Annotated in this window: 9 protein-coding genes; 6 read left to right on the plus strand and 3 right to left on the minus strand. The window is 61.2% G+C overall.

The window, feature by feature from the left end:
• Positions 1-215 precede the first annotated feature (215 nt).
• Entirely contained in the window at positions 216-1,280 is a 1,065-nt protein-coding gene (gene aroG / locus JAB4_RS06975; RefSeq protein ID WP_070219338.1) for a 3-deoxy-7-phosphoheptulonate synthase AroG, read from the plus strand.
• An 85-nt stretch (positions 1,281-1,365) separates the two neighbouring features.
• Here aroG and JAB4_RS06980 read toward each other — a convergent pair whose 3' ends face one another.
• The 3 genes from JAB4_RS06980 to JAB4_RS06990 form a co-directional block, all read right to left on the minus strand.
• Entirely contained in the window at positions 1,366-3,912 is a 2,547-nt protein-coding gene (locus JAB4_RS06980; RefSeq protein ID WP_227742109.1) for a TonB-dependent receptor, read from the minus strand.
• Positions 3,913-4,373: 461 nt separating this feature from the next.
• A complete protein-coding gene (locus JAB4_RS06985) occupies positions 4,374-7,052 on the minus strand; it encodes a TonB-dependent receptor (RefSeq protein WP_083287268.1) in 2,679 nt (892 codons plus the stop codon).
• A 178-nt stretch (positions 7,053-7,230) separates the two neighbouring features.
• Complete coding sequence (locus JAB4_RS06990) at positions 7,231-10,011, minus strand: TonB-dependent receptor (protein ID WP_083287267.1); 2,781 nt, start codon at positions 10,009-10,011, stop codon at positions 7,231-7,233.
• A gap of 624 nt (positions 10,012-10,635) precedes the next feature.
• On the opposite strand from JAB4_RS06990, the gene JAB4_RS06995 reads away from it, so the two are divergent.
• From JAB4_RS06995 to JAB4_RS07015, 5 genes are read left to right on the plus strand one after another with little or no spacing between them, the layout of a single operon-like run.
• Positions 10,636-12,471: an ABC transporter substrate-binding protein gene (locus JAB4_RS06995; RefSeq protein ID WP_070219241.1), complete on the plus strand. Its 1,836-nt coding sequence runs from the start codon at positions 10,636-10,638 to the stop codon at positions 12,469-12,471.
• 40 nt (positions 12,472-12,511) lie between these two features.
• Positions 12,512-13,450: an ABC transporter permease gene (locus JAB4_RS07000; RefSeq protein ID WP_070219240.1), complete on the plus strand. Its 939-nt coding sequence runs from the start codon at positions 12,512-12,514 to the stop codon at positions 13,448-13,450.
• A gap of 9 nt (positions 13,451-13,459) precedes the next feature.
• The gene (locus tag JAB4_RS07005) at positions 13,460-14,575 is read left to right on the plus strand and encodes an ABC transporter permease (RefSeq protein ID WP_070219239.1); all 1,116 of its coding nucleotides are present in this window, start codon (positions 13,460-13,462) and stop codon (positions 14,573-14,575) included.
• A 9-nt stretch (positions 14,576-14,584) separates the two neighbouring features.
• Positions 14,585-16,276, plus strand: a complete 1,692-nt coding sequence (locus JAB4_RS07010) for an ABC transporter ATP-binding protein (RefSeq protein WP_070219238.1) — start codon at positions 14,585-14,587, stop codon at positions 16,274-16,276.
• Between the two features lie 27 nt (positions 16,277-16,303).
• The gene (locus tag JAB4_RS07015) at positions 16,304-17,266 is read left to right on the plus strand and encodes a VTT domain-containing protein (RefSeq protein ID WP_070219237.1); all 963 of its coding nucleotides are present in this window, start codon (positions 16,304-16,306) and stop codon (positions 17,264-17,266) included.
• Positions 17,267-17,500 lie beyond the last annotated feature (234 nt).

The raw sequence follows: 17,500 nt of genomic DNA on the forward strand, positions 1-17,500 counted from the left end.
TAGTCGATCATCACTTAGGGATGACTCGCATGTTCGCTCGCCACTTTTTTACCGCTTATTTTTACTTTAGCAATTCCAACCCCAAAGGCGGTGGAGTAGCGGTCGGTTCACGTAGCAGCAAAAAACGAGACCCCAGCACATTCTAAAAAACCGCCACTGATGGCGGTTTTTTTTTACCCAGATGTTTTACCCATCCTTAAATTTTGGAGAAAATGATGCCCCGCACCGATGATTTGCGAATTCGCGAAATGAAGGAATTGACCCCGCCGTCCCACCTGATCCGCGAATTCGCCTGCTCGGAGCAAGCCGGACAGACCGCCGCCAGCGCCCGTATCGCCCTGCACCGCATTTTGCATGGCCAGGACGACCGCCTGATGGTGGTGATCGGGCCTTGCTCCATCCACGACACCAAGGCGGCGATGGAATATGCGCGCCTGCTGGTCAAGGAGCGCGCGCGTTTCGCGGGCGAACTGGAAATCGTCATGCGCGTCTACTTCGAGAAGCCGCGCACGACGGTGGGCTGGAAGGGCTTGATCAACGACCCGTACATGGACAACAGCTTCCGCATCAACGACGGCTTGCGCATGGCGCGCGAATTGTTACGCGATATCAATGAGCTGGGTTTGCCTGCCGGTACCGAGTTCCTCGACGTCATCAGCCCGCAATACATCGCCGACCTGATCAGCTGGGGCGCCATCGGCGCGCGCACGACGGAGTCGCAGGTGCACCGCGAGCTGGCGTCGGGATTGTCGTGCCCGGTTGGCTTCAAGAATGGCACGGACGGCAATGTGAAGATCGCCGTGGAAGCCATCAAGGCCGCCTCGCAGCCGCACCATTTTCTTTCCGTCACGAAGGGCGGCCACTCGGCCATCGTCTCGACCAACGGCAACGAGGATTGCCATATCATCTTGCGCGGCGGAAAAACCCCGAACTATGACGCGGCCAGCGTGGACGAGGCGTGCAAGGCCATCGCCGCGCAAGGGCTGGCGGCGCGCCTGATGATCGACGCCTCGCATGCGAACAGCTCGAAAAAACCGGAAAACCAGATCCCCGTGTGCGCCGACATCGCCAGCCAGGTGGCGGGCGGCGATGGCCGCATCGTCGGCGTGATGGTGGAATCGCATCTGGTGGCGGGGCGCCAGGATTTGATCCCCGGCAAGGAATTGATCTACGGTCAATCCGTCACGGACGGCTGCATCGACTGGAGCGCCAGCGTGGCCGTGCTGGAAAACCTGGCGGCGGCCGTGAAGCAGCGCCGCTTGCAGGGCGACGCGGACTAACATGGCGCGCAGCATGAAAAAAAGCCCGGAAAGCTAAGCTTTCCGGGCTTTTTTAGTTTTCAGCTGGTATCAGTTATGCAGCAGCTTAAAACTTGTACGTGGCGCGCACGTAGAAAGTACGGCCCAGCGGATCGGCGTAACGCGGATCGTAGCCGGACTGGAAGGTGCCGATCTGGTTACTGAACGGTGGATCTTCGTTCAGCAGGTTTTTCACGCCCACGGTGACTTCGGTGTTCTTGAAGCCCGAGTACGCGCCCGACAGCGACCATACCGAGTAAGCCTTGACGCTTTGCTCGAATTGCGGATCGACATAGTTCTGGTCACGGTAGCCGCTCATGTACTTGTTCGACAGCGTGGCGTTCCATTTGTCCAGATTCCATTGCAGGGAGGCATTGTGTCTCCAGCGGAATACTGGTGCCTTGTCGCCATACACGCCCACGTTTTGCAAGAATTCGCCGCCGCGTTCGTTCTGGTACTCATACTTCTGCACCCAGGTGCCATCGAAGTTGAACGTGAAGTTGCCATACTGGCTGCGTGGCAATTTCCAGTTCAAGCCCAGGTCGATGCCCGAGGTGTGCATTTCGCCCAGGTTGCCCAGGGTAGCGAGCACGTAATCGAGCTTGCCGTCAGCGGTATAGATGAAGTTGTTTTGATACTTGGCGTAGTTGTCGAACAGGGTCTGTTCGGCCACGGTGCCAATCTTGTCGCGCAGCTTGATCTGGAAGTAATCGAGCGAGACGGTCAGCGACTTGGTCGGCTCGATGACGATACCGGCACTGAAGGTTTTCGATTTTTCCGGGCCCACATCCGGATTGCCGCCCGAACGGATGTACTGCTGCGCGCCGCAGGCCACGTTGCTGTTGGCGCCAGGGATCGCTACGCCGCCTGGGCACAGGCGTGGATCGTCGTACTTGTTGGCAGTGAAGGTCTTGGTTTGCGGACCATGCAGGTCATACAGCGTTGGCGCACGGAAACCTGTGTTGTAGGAGCTGCGCAGCAGCACCTGGCTCGTTGGTTGCCAGCGTACGCCGACTTTCGGGTTGAAGCTGCCGCCGACGTCGTTGTAGTGATCATAACGGGCTGCCAGCGACAGTTCCAGGTCTTTTACGACAGGAATGCTCAGTTCCGAGAAGATGGCGGAGATGTTGCGGCTGCCCGACTGGTTCTGCGCTTCGGCGTAGCCGGAGCTCGATGCCTGGCCGGCCAGGTCGCGGTTTACGTTGTATTCGGCCTTGTCGTTGCGGAATTCCGTACCGACGGCGAAACCGACTGCGCCAGCCGGCAGGTTGAACAGCTCGCGGCTGATCTTCGCATCGACTGCGGTGCTGGTCATCTTCGCGCTCAGGTATTCGCCTTTCAGGACGGAATCCTTCAGGTACGCGGTGCCAGCGGCGCTCTGCTCGCCGAACGGATTCAGGATGCCATTGCCGATGCCGTCAATGATGCGCTGGTCATTCAGGTAGCCGCCCGTGAAGGCGCTGGTGGCCTTGCTGACGGAGTAGCTCAGGCCGACGTTGTAGTCCCACGCGCCCAGGACGCCTTCGGAAGCCAGTACCAGGCGGTCCGAGGTGCTGGTGTCGAAGCCGCTGCGCTGGCCCGACGCCACTGGACGCCAGCTGATGTCCAGCGGCTCGCCCGACAGGCCTGCCACGGCTGGCACGCCGCCGCTGCCGCCCGGGTAGTACGGCGAGCTCGACGACATGAGGATGCCGATGTTCGACATCGGCGGCGGCGAGATGCGCGCTTCGTTGGTGCTGCGCGAGTGCAAGTACTCGATGGTGGCCAGGTGATCCTGGTTCAGCTTGAAGCTGGCCTTGCCCAGGAAGGATTCCTGCTGGGTTTTCGGAATAGCCTGGATGAATGGCGTGACATCCATGGCGCAGGTGCTCTTGCCCGAGGTATTCTTGTACAGGTTTTCACCCACGCAACCGCCGGCGAAGGCCGGGTTGCCGATCAGGCCATTGCCCGTATCGTAGAAGTTGGCCGGGAAGGTGGTGCCGCTCAGGTTATCCACGCCCTTGCTCGGGATGTAGCCGCTCTTCGAGAAGGAACGGTCGGCCGTGCTCAGCGCCGACTGGCGATGCACGTCAACAACGCCGAAGACGTTGAAGCCATCTTTGTTCAGGTCGCCATAGCCGCCGGACAGGTTCAGGCGCGACTCGTCGCCGCCGCCCGCTTTTTGCGGCTCGTAATGTTCGACCGTGACGGAACCGCCTTTGACGGAACGCTTGGTGATGAAGTTGATCACGCCGCCGATGGCGTCCGTGCCGTAGATCGCGGAGGCGCCGTCACGCAGCACTTCGACACGTTCCAAAGCAGAAATAGGGATGATGTTCAGGTCGACGGACGAACCGTTGAACGGGTGGCTGGCGATGCGGCGGCCGTTCAGCAGGACCAGGGTCTTGTCGCCGCCGATGCCGCGCAGGTCGGCGACGGACTGGCCGCCCGTGCCCGAACCGACGGATTGCGAGCTGCTTTGCGAACTCTGATTCATGGAAATGGTGGACAGGACTTCCTGCGCCGTCGTCAAGCCTTGCTTGGCGAAATCGTCAGCCTTGATCGAGGTGATCGGCAGCGCTGTCTCCGATGCCAGGCGCTTGATGCTCGAACCCGTGACTTCCACGCGTTGCATGGTGCCATCTGTTGTTTCTTGTGCGTACGCGGCGTGCATACTCAGGGCCATGCCGCCTGCAAACATCAGGCGCAGCGACCGCGATATTACATTTTCTATCATCATCTGAAATTCCTTGTTATTGTGATAAAGGCGGCAATTATTTTGAAATAACTTGTTGCTTGCCAACAATTTATTTGCCTTTTTGAAAATCCACCAATGAAAATTCTGTAAATTTTCTGGGCCCTCATCAAAACATTCACGATTCAGATTGTCAATTTCACGCGGACTTTTTGGACGAAATGCAACATTTCCCTGTTTTTTTTGTAATCCTTCAGCAATAAAGTATCGTGAACCCTTGTCAGCCTTGCTCAGATGCGTAAAATAAAACGGCGCACATCATCGCTGATGGCGCCGCTTTTCTGTTGCTGGCACGCTGTTGCCAGCGCTGCCTGTTTTATCTATTGACCTGAAAATTCCCCTTAAAACGTATAGCTGCCGCGCAGGTACCAGGCGCGCCCGATCGGGTCCGTGTAACGCGGGTCGTAACCTTTCTGGAACAAGGTGCCCTGGTTCGAGAACGGCGGTTCCCTGTCGAACAGGTTTTTCACGCCGGCCGTCAGCAGCACGCCTTTCCACGCGTAGCTGCCCGACACGTTCAGCAGGCTGTACGACGGCACATCGTGGCGGAACTGCGGATCCACCAGATTCTGATCCGTGTAGCCGGACTTGAACGATTGCGACACGGTGGCGCCCCAGTTGCCCATGCGCCAGTTCAGCGCGGCCGTATGTTTCCAGCGGAACACGGGATTGTTGTCCGCGTAGCGGCCCACGTTGGCAATGAAGGCGCCGCTCCGTTCGTTCTGGTAGTCATACTTGTGGGTCCACGTGCCATCGACCGACACGCTGACATCGCCATACGCGCCACGGGCCAGGCGCGCATTGAGGCTGACGTCGATGCCGTCCGTTTTCACTTCGCCGAGATTGTCGTTCAAGTCCAGGATGGCGTAGGGCGAACCATCGGGATTGCGCAGGAACAAGGCCTTGTATTTCTCGTAGTTGCCGAAGATCGATTGCTCGGGCAAGGACGAAATCTTGTCCTTCAAATGGATGTTCCAGTAATCGATGGCGAGCGTGACTTCCTTGACGGGTTCGAGCACGAGGCCGAGGGCAAAGGTCGTGGATTTTTCCGGTTTCAGCTTTTCATTGCCGCCCTGTAGCTTGAACTGCTGCAAGTCGCAATCGCGCAAGGGGTTGGCACCGGGCTGCGGCACGCCGCCGGGGCACAAAATCGGGTCATCATAGGTATCGTTGGTATCGTTCTTCGACGGCGGCGCATTCTTTTCAAACAGGGTGGGCGCGCGGAAACCCGTACTGGCCGAGCCGCGCAGCACCAGCGCGCTGCTGGCCTGGTAGCGCAGGGCCAGCTTCGGATTGGTGGTGCTGCCCACGTCGCTGTAATGGTCGAAGCGGGCGGCAAGCTGTACTTCCAGGTCCTTGATCAGCGGCAAGTTGACTTCGCCGAAGACAGCTTCGATGGTCCGCGAACCGCTCTTCGACAGCGAGCCCGACAGACCGGAACTGGCAGCCTGGCCGGCGATGTCGCGGTTGACGTTGAAGTCGGCCTTTTCGCGCCGCGCCTCGCCGCCCAGCGCGATGGCCAGCGGGCCGCCGGCCAGCTGCATCAGTTCGCGGCTGCCCTTGATGTCGAAGCCCGTGTTGGTGACCTTGGCGCTTTGCACTTCGCCGCGCAGTGCCGTGCTGGCCAGGTAAGCCTTGCCGGCCGCATCCTGCTCGCCAAACGGGTTCAGAATGCCGTTCAGCACGCCAGCGGCAAAACCCGCATCCTGCACATAGCCGTTCGTGAATTTTTCCGACGACTTGCTGATGGCATGGCTCAGGCCCGTCTTGTAGTCCCAGCCGGCCAGCTCGCCTTCGAGGGCCAGCACCAGGCGGTCCGCCTTGCCGTCCGAATCGATCTGCCGCTGGCCCGCTTCCACAGGGCGCCAGTTGACGCTCAGCGGCTGGCCCGACAAGCCCGGCTGGGCCGGTACGCCGCCCGCATTGCCCGGATAATATTTGCTGCTGATGGGCAGAATCAGGCCCGTTTGCGGCGGCGGCGCCGTGCGTGCCTTCACCTTGTTTTCCGAATGCAGGTATTCCACCGTGGCCAGGTGGCCGCCGCCCAGCTTGAAGGCGCCCTTGCCGAAGAAGGCTATTTGCTGCTGTGCGGGCAAGTCGTCGATCTGGCGCGTGTAATCCTGGCGGCAGGTGCCGTTCGCCGGCAGGGCCGGCACCGACAGCGGCGGCAGGCAGCCGCTGGCCGCGTAGGGGTTGCCGGCCAGGCCATTGCCGCCGTTGGCCGCCGCATCGAAGTAGTTGCCAGGAAACGTCGTGCCGCTGGTAATGGACAGGCCGCGCGAGGGGACGATGCCGGTGGCTGAAAAGGCGCGGTCCTGCGACGTGAGCACGTTTTGCTTGTGGTAGTCGAGCACGCCGAAGATATTGTAGCCGTCCGTGTCGAGCTTGCCGAAACCCGTCGACAGGTTGATGCGGTGCTCGCCGCCGCCCTTGTGTTCGGGGGCGACCACTTCGGCCGTGATGTTCGTGACGTTGACCGAGCGCTTGGTGATGAAATTGATGACGCCGCCGATGGCGTCCGTGCCATAGATGGCCGAGGCGCCGTCGCGCAGCACTTCGACTCTTTCCAGGGCCGCGATGGGGATGATGTTCAGGTCGACGCTGGCGCCGTCATACGGATGGTTGGCGATGCGCCTGCCGTTGAGCAGGACCAGGGTCTTGTCGCCGCCCAGGCCACGCAAGTCGGCGCTGGCCTGGCCGCCCGTGGGCAAGCCGCTGGTATTGCCGCCGACGGCATTGCCGCTGCCCATGCTGGACGCATTCGAGGGGATCTTGCTGAGAACTTCCTGGGCTGTCGTCAGGCCCTGTTTGGCGAAATCCTCGGCCTTGAAGATGGACAGGGGCGTCGCCGTTTCCGAGACGAGGCGCTTGATCGAGGAACCGGTGACTTCGACGCGCTGCATGGCGGGAGGCTCGCCGGCGGCGCCGGTGTCCTGCGCCATGGCCGCATGGCCATACGCGCCGAGCAGGGCAGCGCACAACAGGCGCAAGGTAGGGGAGGGACTGCGGGTTTGCGTCATCTGACACTCCTGTGGCTTGGTCATGGGCCAAGTGGCCTGCAAGGGAGTTTTACAGGCGCACAGCAGGTAAGGTTTGCGCTGGCGCAATAGGCGTGTGGATGAGTGCCTTGCGCCACAGTCGCGGACGAAAAAAAGGCGGTGATTGCTCACCGCCTTGCGCCAGGATACGGGTGTCAGCTTAGAAGAACTTGTAGCTGGCGCCCAGTTTGAAGTAGCGGCCGATGGCGCCGCTGGCATCCATCGGGTTATAGCTCATGCCGCCGTAGGTCAGCGGGTCGAGCGGGGCGATCTTGTCTGTCACGTTGTTGATCGAGGCAAACAATTGCAACTGTTTGTTGACGTTCCAGCGGCTCGACAGGTCGAGCGTGGTGAACGAGGCGAGCTTGCAACCGTTCGGCGCCGGCGTGCCGTTCGCCAGTTTGGAGGCGCAAGGATCGCCTTCAAACTTGATATTTTTCATATCCGAACGGTAGTTCAGCACGCCGCTGACGTTCCAGTTGCCCAGGTCCCACGAGCCGGTCAGATTGATCTTGTCCTTCGGCGTGCCGGCACAGTTGGAGGTATCGCAATTGCCATGCGTGCCGGCGAACTGGTAGCGCACGGTGGCCGACTCGGCGCGCACCCACGAGGCGATGTGGGTCCAGGTCAGGCCGAACGTGGCGCGGCCGTAGTCGCCCAGGCGCACGCGCTGCTTGACGTCCAGGTCGATACCCTTGATCTCCGTGTAGCTGGAGTTGCGGTACGGTGCCGTGGTGATCAGCAAGGTGCCCGTGTTCGGCACCACTACGCCATTGATGGTCAGGTTATTGTCGGCGCGCACGGCCGTCGGCAGGGCGGCCGCTTCGTTGTACGGCAGCGGGTTGATCTCGTTTTCGCGCTTGATCTTCCAGGCATCGAGCGACAGGCTGGTATCGTTGAACGGATCCCACACGAGGCCCAGGGTGTAGCCCTTGGACTTTTCCGGCTTCAGGCTCGGGTCGCCGATCTTGACGGCCGCCACCTGCAGTTCGCAATCGCTGGCATTGGCGCCCGGCAGGCGGGTGCCGCCCGGGCAGCGCACGGGATCGCTGACGGTCGAGGTGCCCGTCGATTGCGAGTTGGCATTGCTTTCGGCCGGTCCTGGCGCGCGGAAGCCTTCCGAATACGTGCCGCGCACGGCGAAGGTTTTCACCGGTGTCCACTTGGCGCCCAGTTTCGGCGTGGTCGACGAGAAACGGTCATATTTGTCGTAACGCAAGGCGCCCGATAGCTCCACCGTCTTGATGACGGGCGCCAGCACTTCGAGGAACACGGCCGAGACCTTGCTGTCGCCCTTGGCCGCCACATAGCTGGAGTTGATGGAACCGTCCTGCGTGCCCGACAGCGAAGGATTGTCGAGCTTGTCGCGGCGGTGTTCCGCGCCCACGGCCAGGCCCAGGGCGCCGCCCGGCAACTGCATCAGCTCGCGCGAGGCCTTGAAGTCGATGATGTCGAGCTTGGTGGTGGAATCGGAGGTGGCGTTCGTCACCATGGCCGCGTACAGCGAGGCGGGATTCTTGCCCGCCTGCGCGCCGATGTAGTACGGGAAATATTGGCTGTTCGGATTGCCCAGGGCATCCTTGACGACGGCCATGTTCAGCATATTGCTGTAATCGAGGTGCAGCTTCGATTCCGAGTGCGTATAGCCGGCATCGTAGTCCCAGCCCATGGCGTTGCCCTTGACGCCGAGCACGATGCGGTTGAACTCATTGTTGGCCTGGCGCGTGCTGGCGCCCGCATCGAAAGCCTGGTAGCGCACGCGCACCGGCACGCCATACGGATTTTGCGGATGGTTGGCGGCCAGCACAATGGTGGTGCCGGCGCCGGAACCGTAGTTGACGACGCCAGTCGGGCTGGTGGCGTTCGGCGGGAAGGCGATGGTCGGCGTGATCGAGGGCGGGATCAGGGTGAAGGCCGTATCGCGCTTCGAGTAGCCCGCTTCCGCATACACCTGGGTGTCGGCATTGACTTGCCAGGTGCCGCGCGTGTACAGGTTGATCGATTCGATCTTCGGCTGCATCGAGCGGAACTGGTCGTGGTGCCACAGGCAGCCGCCCTTCGGATCTTGCGGCGAAGACACGGACAAGCTGGAGCAGCCGGGCAGGGACACATAGTTGTTGGTGACGGGGTCGCGGATCAGGCCCGTCGGCGCGGCATTCGCATCGTTGTTGCCATTGATGTAGCCGCCGGCGAACTGGGTGTTGATCGCATAGCCATACGGACGCAGGTCGGCCTTGCCTATCCATTTGCGGCCGGCGCGGTCATTGTTCATCAGCATGTCCGATTTGCTGTACTCGGCATTGAGGACGAAGTTGAATTTATCCGTATCCAGGTTGCCCTTGCCGAAGGTCAGCGAGGCGCGGTGCTGCTTGGCGTCGCTGTCGCCGGAGATGCCCGTGTCGCCTTTCAGGGTCAGGCCTTCGAAGTCCTTGCGCAGGATGATGTTGACGACGCCGGCGATGGCGTCCGCGCCGTAGGTCGACGAGGCGCCGTCCTTGAGGATTTCGATGCGCTCGACGATCTGCATCGGCACGGTGGACAGGTCGGTAAAGCTCTTCTGGCCGTCATCGGCGCGCGCGAACGGCGCCATGCGGCGGCCATTGAGCAAGACCAGGGTCGAGGTGGCGCCCAGGCCGCGCAGCGAGATGGCCGTGGAGCCGGCGGCAAAGCCGTTGCCGAAGCCCGTCGGCAGGGAGCCGGCGCCATCGGCGGTCAGGGTTTGCAGGTATTCGGCCACGGTGGCCTTGCCCGATTTCATCAAGTCGTCGCGGGTGATGAGCTGTACCGGCGACGCGGTCTCGGCCGTAGCCCGTTTGATGCTCGAGCCTGTAATTTCCACACGTTGTACATTGGCGTCTTGCGCCATTGCCGGCGCAGCCATCATGCCCAGGCTGAGCGCTGCTACGCTACCCGAAAAAATCAGGCGTACGGAGCGGGACATCACTGTTTCCATCATCATTCTCAGAACTCCGAAAGTATGCTCGGCCGGCCCTTGTGCGGCACAGCTTTGCCAGGGTGATAAAGATTGCTGCGTCGGCAATCGCTATGGATCAAACGGCATATCGTGTGAGCCGTCGTGATCGATAAGACCATTTGTCGAGAAACCTTGTCAACGCACACACACCCGCTTTCAGCATGGAAACAACAGTGTTTTTTATAATGTTGACGTGTTTCAATATTTGCAATTATTTTAATGTTGCACTGCGATGCGCATTTTCCGTACTGCGATAAAAACGGCTGTCATTCGAAGCCGTAAGGGTTACTGCCAGGCCGGTTTTTCATGGCGGCGACCTGTCTTTGTTGCGCTGCGCAAGATTCTCCCGGCGAGGCAGGTGAGCGTGGCGCCACGCCACGCCAGTGCTGCGGCTTTTCGCCCGGCGAACGGAATATGCGTTATCGTTACGCCTTTTTCCGGCTCGCCTGCTTGCAGGTCCGGCTGGCGATGAACAAGGCATAGATCTTGCGAGGATGGACTGGTTTTGGCGGTGGAATCCTGTATCCCAGGGGGAAGCCAGTACAAGCGCACCAATACGGTGCGACAGATAATCGAGATGAAGGGTATTACATGAAGTCACCATGGATGCGGCGCATGGCGCTGCTCGCCTGCCTGGCCACCCTGCCGCTGGCGGCCGTGGCCGTTGACGCTGCCCCCGCGGCCGCGCCGGTCAAAACCTTGCGCTATATCCTGCCGGCCGCCGAGACGGGCTTCGATCCGGCCACCGCGCGCGACCTGTATTCGAACCACATCACGCAGGCCGTCTTCGACACCCTGTACACCTATGACTACCTGGCGCGCCCCGTCAAGGTGGTGCCCGGCGCGGCGGCCGCCATGCCGGAAGTGTCGGCCGACGGCAAGACCTATACCATCCGCCTGAAAAAAGGCATCCTGTACACGCCTGACGCCGCGTTCGGCGGCAAGCGCCGCGAACTGACGATGGCCGACTACGTGTATTCGTGGAAGCGCCTGTTCGATCCGCGCCTGGCGTCGCCGCACAGCTGGCTGTTCGAAGGCAAGGTGGTGGGTCTGGACGACCTGGCCAAGGATGCGGCCAAGTCGAACAAGCTCGATTACAGCAAGAAGGTGGCGGGGCTGGAAATCCTCGACCCGTACACCCTGCGCATCTCGCTGACCAAGACCGATTTCAATTTCCCCATGATCCTCGCCTACGTGCCGACGGCCGCCGTGGCGCGCGAAGTGGTGGACAAATACGGCGACGTGAAGGGCGAAGTGGGCTCGAATCCCGTCGGCACCGGCTACTACACCCTGGGCGAATGGACGCGCGGCAACCGCATCGTCCTGAACCGTAACCCCCAGCATTTGCCCGAGACATGGAATTTCATGGCCGGCGACGACCCGGACGACCAGCGCATCGTGCGCCAGATGCAGGGCAAGCGCATTCCCGCCATCGACCGCATCGAAATTTCCGTGATGATCGAAGACCAGTCGCGCTGGCTGTCGTTCCAGAGCGGCGGCACGGACGTGTTCTGGCTCGACGGCCCGCTGGCGCCGAAGGCGTTGCTGAATGGCAAGCTGCGTCCCGAGCTGGCGGAGAAGGGCGTGCAACTGTCGCGCCTGCTGGACCCGGAAATCAGCTATTACTACTGGAACATGGAAGACCCCACCCTGGGCGGCTTCAGCAAGGAAAAGATCGCCCTGCGCCGCGCCATTGCCATGGCGCACAATATCGATGAGGAAATCCGCATCATCTGGAATGGCCAGGCCAAACGCCTCGACTATCCGATCCCGCCCGGCGTCGTCGGCTACGATCCGCACTATAAATCCCTGCTGCAATACGATCCCGTGCTGGCCAACAAGCTGCTCGATAAATTCGGCTACAAGAAGGGCGCCGATGGCTGGCGTACCTTGCCGGATGGCAAACCGCTCTTGATCCGCTACGCTTCGCGCAACGAAGCCAACGGCGTGCTGCAGGCGGAAATGTGGCGCAAGACGTACAACTCGCTGGGCATCCGCATGGAAAACGACCGCATGATCTTTTCCGATATCTTGAAGACGGAAAAGCAGTGCAAGATGCAGACGCGCACGGCGCCGTGGCTGGCCGACTATCCGGACGGCGACAACTTCATGCAGCTGTTCTACGGCCCCAACACGCACCAGAACAACAACGGCTGCTACCAGGACCCCGAGTACGACAAATGGTACGCGGCCAGCCAGGCCATGCCGGCCAGCCCCGAGCGCGACGAGCTGTTCCACAAGATGGCGCGCCGCCTGGAAGTCAATGCGGGCGCCCTGATCGGCTACGCGCGCTACCGCAACATGCTGGCGCAAAAGTCGGTGCTCGGTTACAAGAAGCACCCTATCCTGTTCCAGGAATGGGCGTATATGGATATCGACAGCACGGGCGCGCCGGTGGCACCTGCGGCTGACTCGGCTAAAAAATAAGCGCGGCCGCTTTTAACACCATATACGACAAGGAATCATTATGTTTGCTTATATCCTGCGCCGCTTGTGGCAGATGCTGCCCACCATGCTGGGCGTCGTCCTGCTGGTGTTTATATTGTTTAACTGGGTGGGCGGCGACCCCGCCTACATCCTGGCCGGCAAGATGTCGAGTGCGGAAAGCATCGCCAACATCCGCCGCCAGCTGGGCGTCGACCAGCCGTACTACGTGCAGCTGTGGATCTTCATCAAGCAGATCGTCACCTTTGATTTCGGTCAAAGCTGGGCCACGGGCGAGTCCGTGTCGCACATCATCACCTCGCGCCTGGGCCCGTCGATGATGGTGCTGATCCCGCTGACCGTGCTGGAAACCTTTTTCGGCGTGGCGCTGGCGCTGGCCATCGCGTTCGTGCGCGGTTCGCTGACGGACCGCATGGTGATGATCGCCTGCACGGTGGGCATGTCGATTTCCATCCTCGTCTACATCATCGTCTTCCAGTACGGCTTTGCCTACAAGCTGGGCCTGTTCCCCGTGCAGGGCTGGGGCGACAGCTTCTGGGAAAACCTGCTGCGCTATTCGACCCTGCCGATTCTGATTGGCCTGGCCGTGTCGATCGCGCCGACCCTGCGCCTGTTCCGCACCTTCGTGCTGGACGAGGCGAACCAGGATTACGTGCGCACGGCGCGCGCCAAGGGCCTCAAGGAAGGCCGCATCATGTGGGTCCACGTGCTGCGCAACGCCGGCATTCCCATCATTACCTATGTGATGTCGAACTTGCCGGCCCTGCTGATCGGCGCTTTCCTGCTCGAGCGCTTCTTCGGCATTCCCGGCATCGGGCGTGAAGTGATTTTGGCCGTCGAGCGCAGCGATTTTCCGGTGATCAAGGCGATCACCGTGTATGTTGCCGCCGCCACCATGCTCTTCAACCTGCTCACCGACCTGCTGTACCAGGCGGTCGATCCTCGCGTACAACTGAAGTAGAAAGAGACGATGTCGAAACCTCATACATCGCCCGGCCTGTGGGCCCTGGCGTGGCGCCGTTTGCGCGGCGACAAGATTGCAATGGTATCGCTGGCCGTGGTCGGCGCATTTTTCCTGCTGGTGCTGGCGTCTGCCAGCGGCCTGGTGGCGGCGAACTGGGAAGACGAAGTGGCCGTCAGCTATGCGCCGCCCACGTTTGTCGGTGCCGACAAGGATGCGGCCGGTGCCGCCGACGGCGCCATTCCCCTGGCCGACGAGCGCAGCGCGCCGACACCCGTCAACGTGCTCGACCCGCTGGCCGACGATATCGCTGAACTGCGCGCGCAGATGGGCAGCAATCCTTCTGCCGGCGTCGAGATGTACGGCGTCACCGACCCGCTGGCCGACGACTTGACGGCCTTGCGCGCCGGCATGGGCAAGACGAAGAAGCTGATCGCGCACAAGGCGGCAACCTTGCCTTTCGGCGCCGACAAGTGGGGCCACGATATCGTGCAGAAAACCATCAAGGGCGGCGAAACGTCGATCGTCGTCGGCCTGGTGGCGGCCTTGCTGGCCGTGGTGCTGGGCACGATCTTTGGCGCCGTGTCCGGCTACTTCGGCGGCATCGTCGATGATTTCTTCAACTGGTTCTACAGCATCTTCACGTCGATCCCGTCGATTTTGATGATCTTGACGGTGGCGGCCGTGCTGCAGCAGAAGGGCGTGCTGACCATCGTGCTGATCCTCGGTTTGACGGGCTGGACGGGGCCATACCGCCTGATCCGCGCCGAATACATCAAGCACAAGGCGCGCGAATACGTGATGGCGGCCGACGCCATCGGCGCCTCGCACTGGCGCAAGATGTTTTCGCACATTTTCCCGAACGTGAGTCACGTTGCTTTGGTGCAAATGTCGATTCTCGTGGTGGGCTTCATCAAGGCGGAAGTGATCTTGAGTTTCCTCGGCTTTGGCGTGCCGGTGGGCACCGTCTCGTGGGGCAGCATGCTCAATGAGGCACAAAATGAACTGATCCTGGGCAAATGGTGGCAGCTGACGGCCGCCGCCACGGCGATGGCCGTGCTGGTGACGGCGTTCTCGCTGTTTACCGATGCCTTGCGCGATGCGCTCGACCCCAAAGTGAAATAGGAGTTGCTCATGGACCAGAATAACCTGTTGGAAGTGCGCGACCTGCGCGTCACCTTCCGCCTGGACAAGAAGACCACGTTCGAAGCCGTCAAGGGCATCTCGTTCAACGTGCCGCGCAACAGCACCGTGGCCCTGGTGGGCGAATCGGGCAGCGGCAAGTCCGTCAGCTCGCTGGCCGTGATGGGCCTGCTGCCGCCTGACAGCACCATCATCGATCCGCAATCGCGCATCCATTTCGGCGGGCGCGATTTGCTGCAACTGTCGATCGCCGAGCGCCGTACCATGTGCGGCAAGGATATCTCGATGATCTTCCAGGAGCCGATGTCGTCGCTGAACCCCGTCTTCACGGTCGGCTTCCAGATCGCCGAGGTGTTGCGCCAGCACATGGGCATGAACCGCAAGCAGGCGCGCGCGCGTACCTTGGCGCTGCTCGAAGAAGTGGGCATACCCGATCCAAACACCAAGATCGACGCCTACCCGAGCCAGATGTCGGGCGGCCAGCAGCAGCGCGTGATGATCGCCATGGCGATCGCCTGCGAACCGAAACTGCTGATCGCGGACGAACCGACGACGGCGCTCGACGTGACGATCCAGAAGCAGATCATGGACCTGATCGCGGCGCTGCAAAAGAAACATCAAATGTCCGTGCTCTTCATTACCCACGACCTGGGCCTGGTGGGGGAGATCGCCGACCAGGTGATCGTCATGCGCCACGGCGAAGTGCGCGAGACGGGCGAGGTGCGCCAGGTATTCGAAGCGCCGCAAGACAGTTACACGAAAGCGCTGTTGCATTGCCGCCCCTCGCTGGACGAGCGCCCATGGCGCTTGCCCGTCATCGCCGATTATATGGAGGGCAAGGCCGGTCCCGGCGTTGAGGTGAAACAGCGCACGCGCGGCTATACGCCGGGCGACGAGCCGGTGCTGGTGGTGAATAACCTCAGTAAAAGCTTTTATACGCGCGAAGGCCTGTTCGGCAAGCGCGAATTCCAGGCCGTCAAGGATGTGTCGTTCACTTTGCCGCGCGGAAAAACCCTGGGCGTGGTGGGCGAATCCGGCTCCGGCAAGACGACGGTGGGCCTGACCCTGCTGCGCCTGCACCAGGCCACGGGCGGCACGGCCATGTTCCACGGCAAGGACCTGATTGCCATGCCGAACAAGGAATACCTGCCGTATAAACGCCGCATCCAGATCATCTTCCAGAATCCGTATGCGTCCTTGAATCCCCGCTTCACGGTGGGGCAGATTTTGCTCGAACCTATGCGCATCCACAAGATCGGCGCCGATGACAAGGAACGCATCGCCAAGGCCTACTGGCTGCTCGACAAAGTCGGCTTGCCGGAACAGGCTTTCCACCGCTATCCGCACGAGTTCTCGGGCGGCCAGCGCCAGCGCATCGCGATTGCCCGCTGCCTGACCATGCAGCCGGAGATTCTGGTGTGCGACGAATCCGTGTCGGCGCTGGACGTGTCGGTGCAGGCGCAGGTGCTCAACCTGCTGCAGGATTTGCAGGATGAATTCGGCCTGTCCTACATCTTCATTTCGCACGACTTATCAGTGGTGAAATACATCGCCGACCAGGTGATGGTGATGCACAAGGGGCAAGTGGTGGAACTGGCCGATTCGGATGAGCTGTACCGCAATCCCGTGCATCCGTACACGCGCACCTTATTGAGCGCCATACCGAAGGGCGTGCAAATCTAAACACGCTTTTACGGTAAGATAGCGCCCATGCCCAACCTCATTTACCTGCTCGAACATTACGGTGTCCTGATTGTCTTTGGCATCGTGCTGGTGGAGCAGCTCGGCCTGCCGATTCCCGCCTTTCCCATCCTCGTGGTGGCGGGGGCGCTGGCCGTCGATGGCGACATGAATGGGGGACTGGTGCTGGCCGCCGCGCTGGGCGCCTGCCTGATCAGCGACTTCACGTGGTTCCGCGCGGGCCGCCATTTCGGCAAGCGCATCCTGCGGCTGCTGTGCCGCATCTCGCTGTCGCCCGATTACTGCGTCAGCCAGACGGAAGACAAATTCAAGCGCTGGGGCCCGAAAGCCCTGATCGTCTCCAAGTTCGTGCCGGGATTCAATACCGTGGCCGCGCCCATGTCGGGTGCGCTGGGCACGCCGCCGCGCCTGTTCTTCCTGTATGCGGGCCTGGGCGCCTTGCTGTGGAGCGGCACCGGCATCGCCGTCGGCGTGATCTTTCACGCCAGCGTGCAGCAGGTGCTGGACTTGCTCAGCACCATGGGCAGTACGGCCTTGCTGATGCTGGCCGCCTTGCTGGGCTTGTTCCTGCTGTACAAATTCCTCGAACGCCGGCGTTTCCGCCAGGCCTTGCAGATCGAGCGCATCGGCATCGATGAATTGCTTGAACTCATAGAGCAGGGCGAGGAGCCGCTGATGGTTGACGCGCGCAGTGCCACGGCGCAAGCGCTGGAACCGGCCGTGCCGGGCGCCTTGTTCTTCAATGGCAAGGAGCCGGTGCCCGCCATGATCGCCATGGACAAGGACCGCCACATCATCGTGTATTGCAGCTGCCCCAACGACGTGACGGCCGCGCAAGTGGCCAAGCTGCTGCACCAGCACGGCTTTCACAGGGCCAAGCCCCTGCATGGCGGCCTCGACGCGTGGAATGCCGCCTACCGCTCGGACCAGCCGGCACCCGCCAGCCTGCTGGGCGAAGGCTTGCCCTCCTGAGCAGTAAAAACCGGTAGTAATAATACGAAAATACTGTCGCCGGGCCACCGGGACGGCGCCGCCACGCCTGGGCCGCCCCCTACAAAGCGGCTTTGCGCAAACTGCGGCATACTCTTGTTTTTACGCGATTCCTGCTGCTATGCAGCATGATTTTGGTGCGTCTGACGAGTGTAGGTACTTACTATAAATCATTGTTTTCGAGCAACTTTGGCCTTGCCTGTTGCATTTGGAGTG

Origin of the sequence: Janthinobacterium sp. HH102 (assembly GCF_001758625.2) — a bacterium.
Taxonomy (GTDB): Bacteria; Pseudomonadota; Gammaproteobacteria; order Burkholderiales; family Burkholderiaceae_D; genus Janthinobacterium.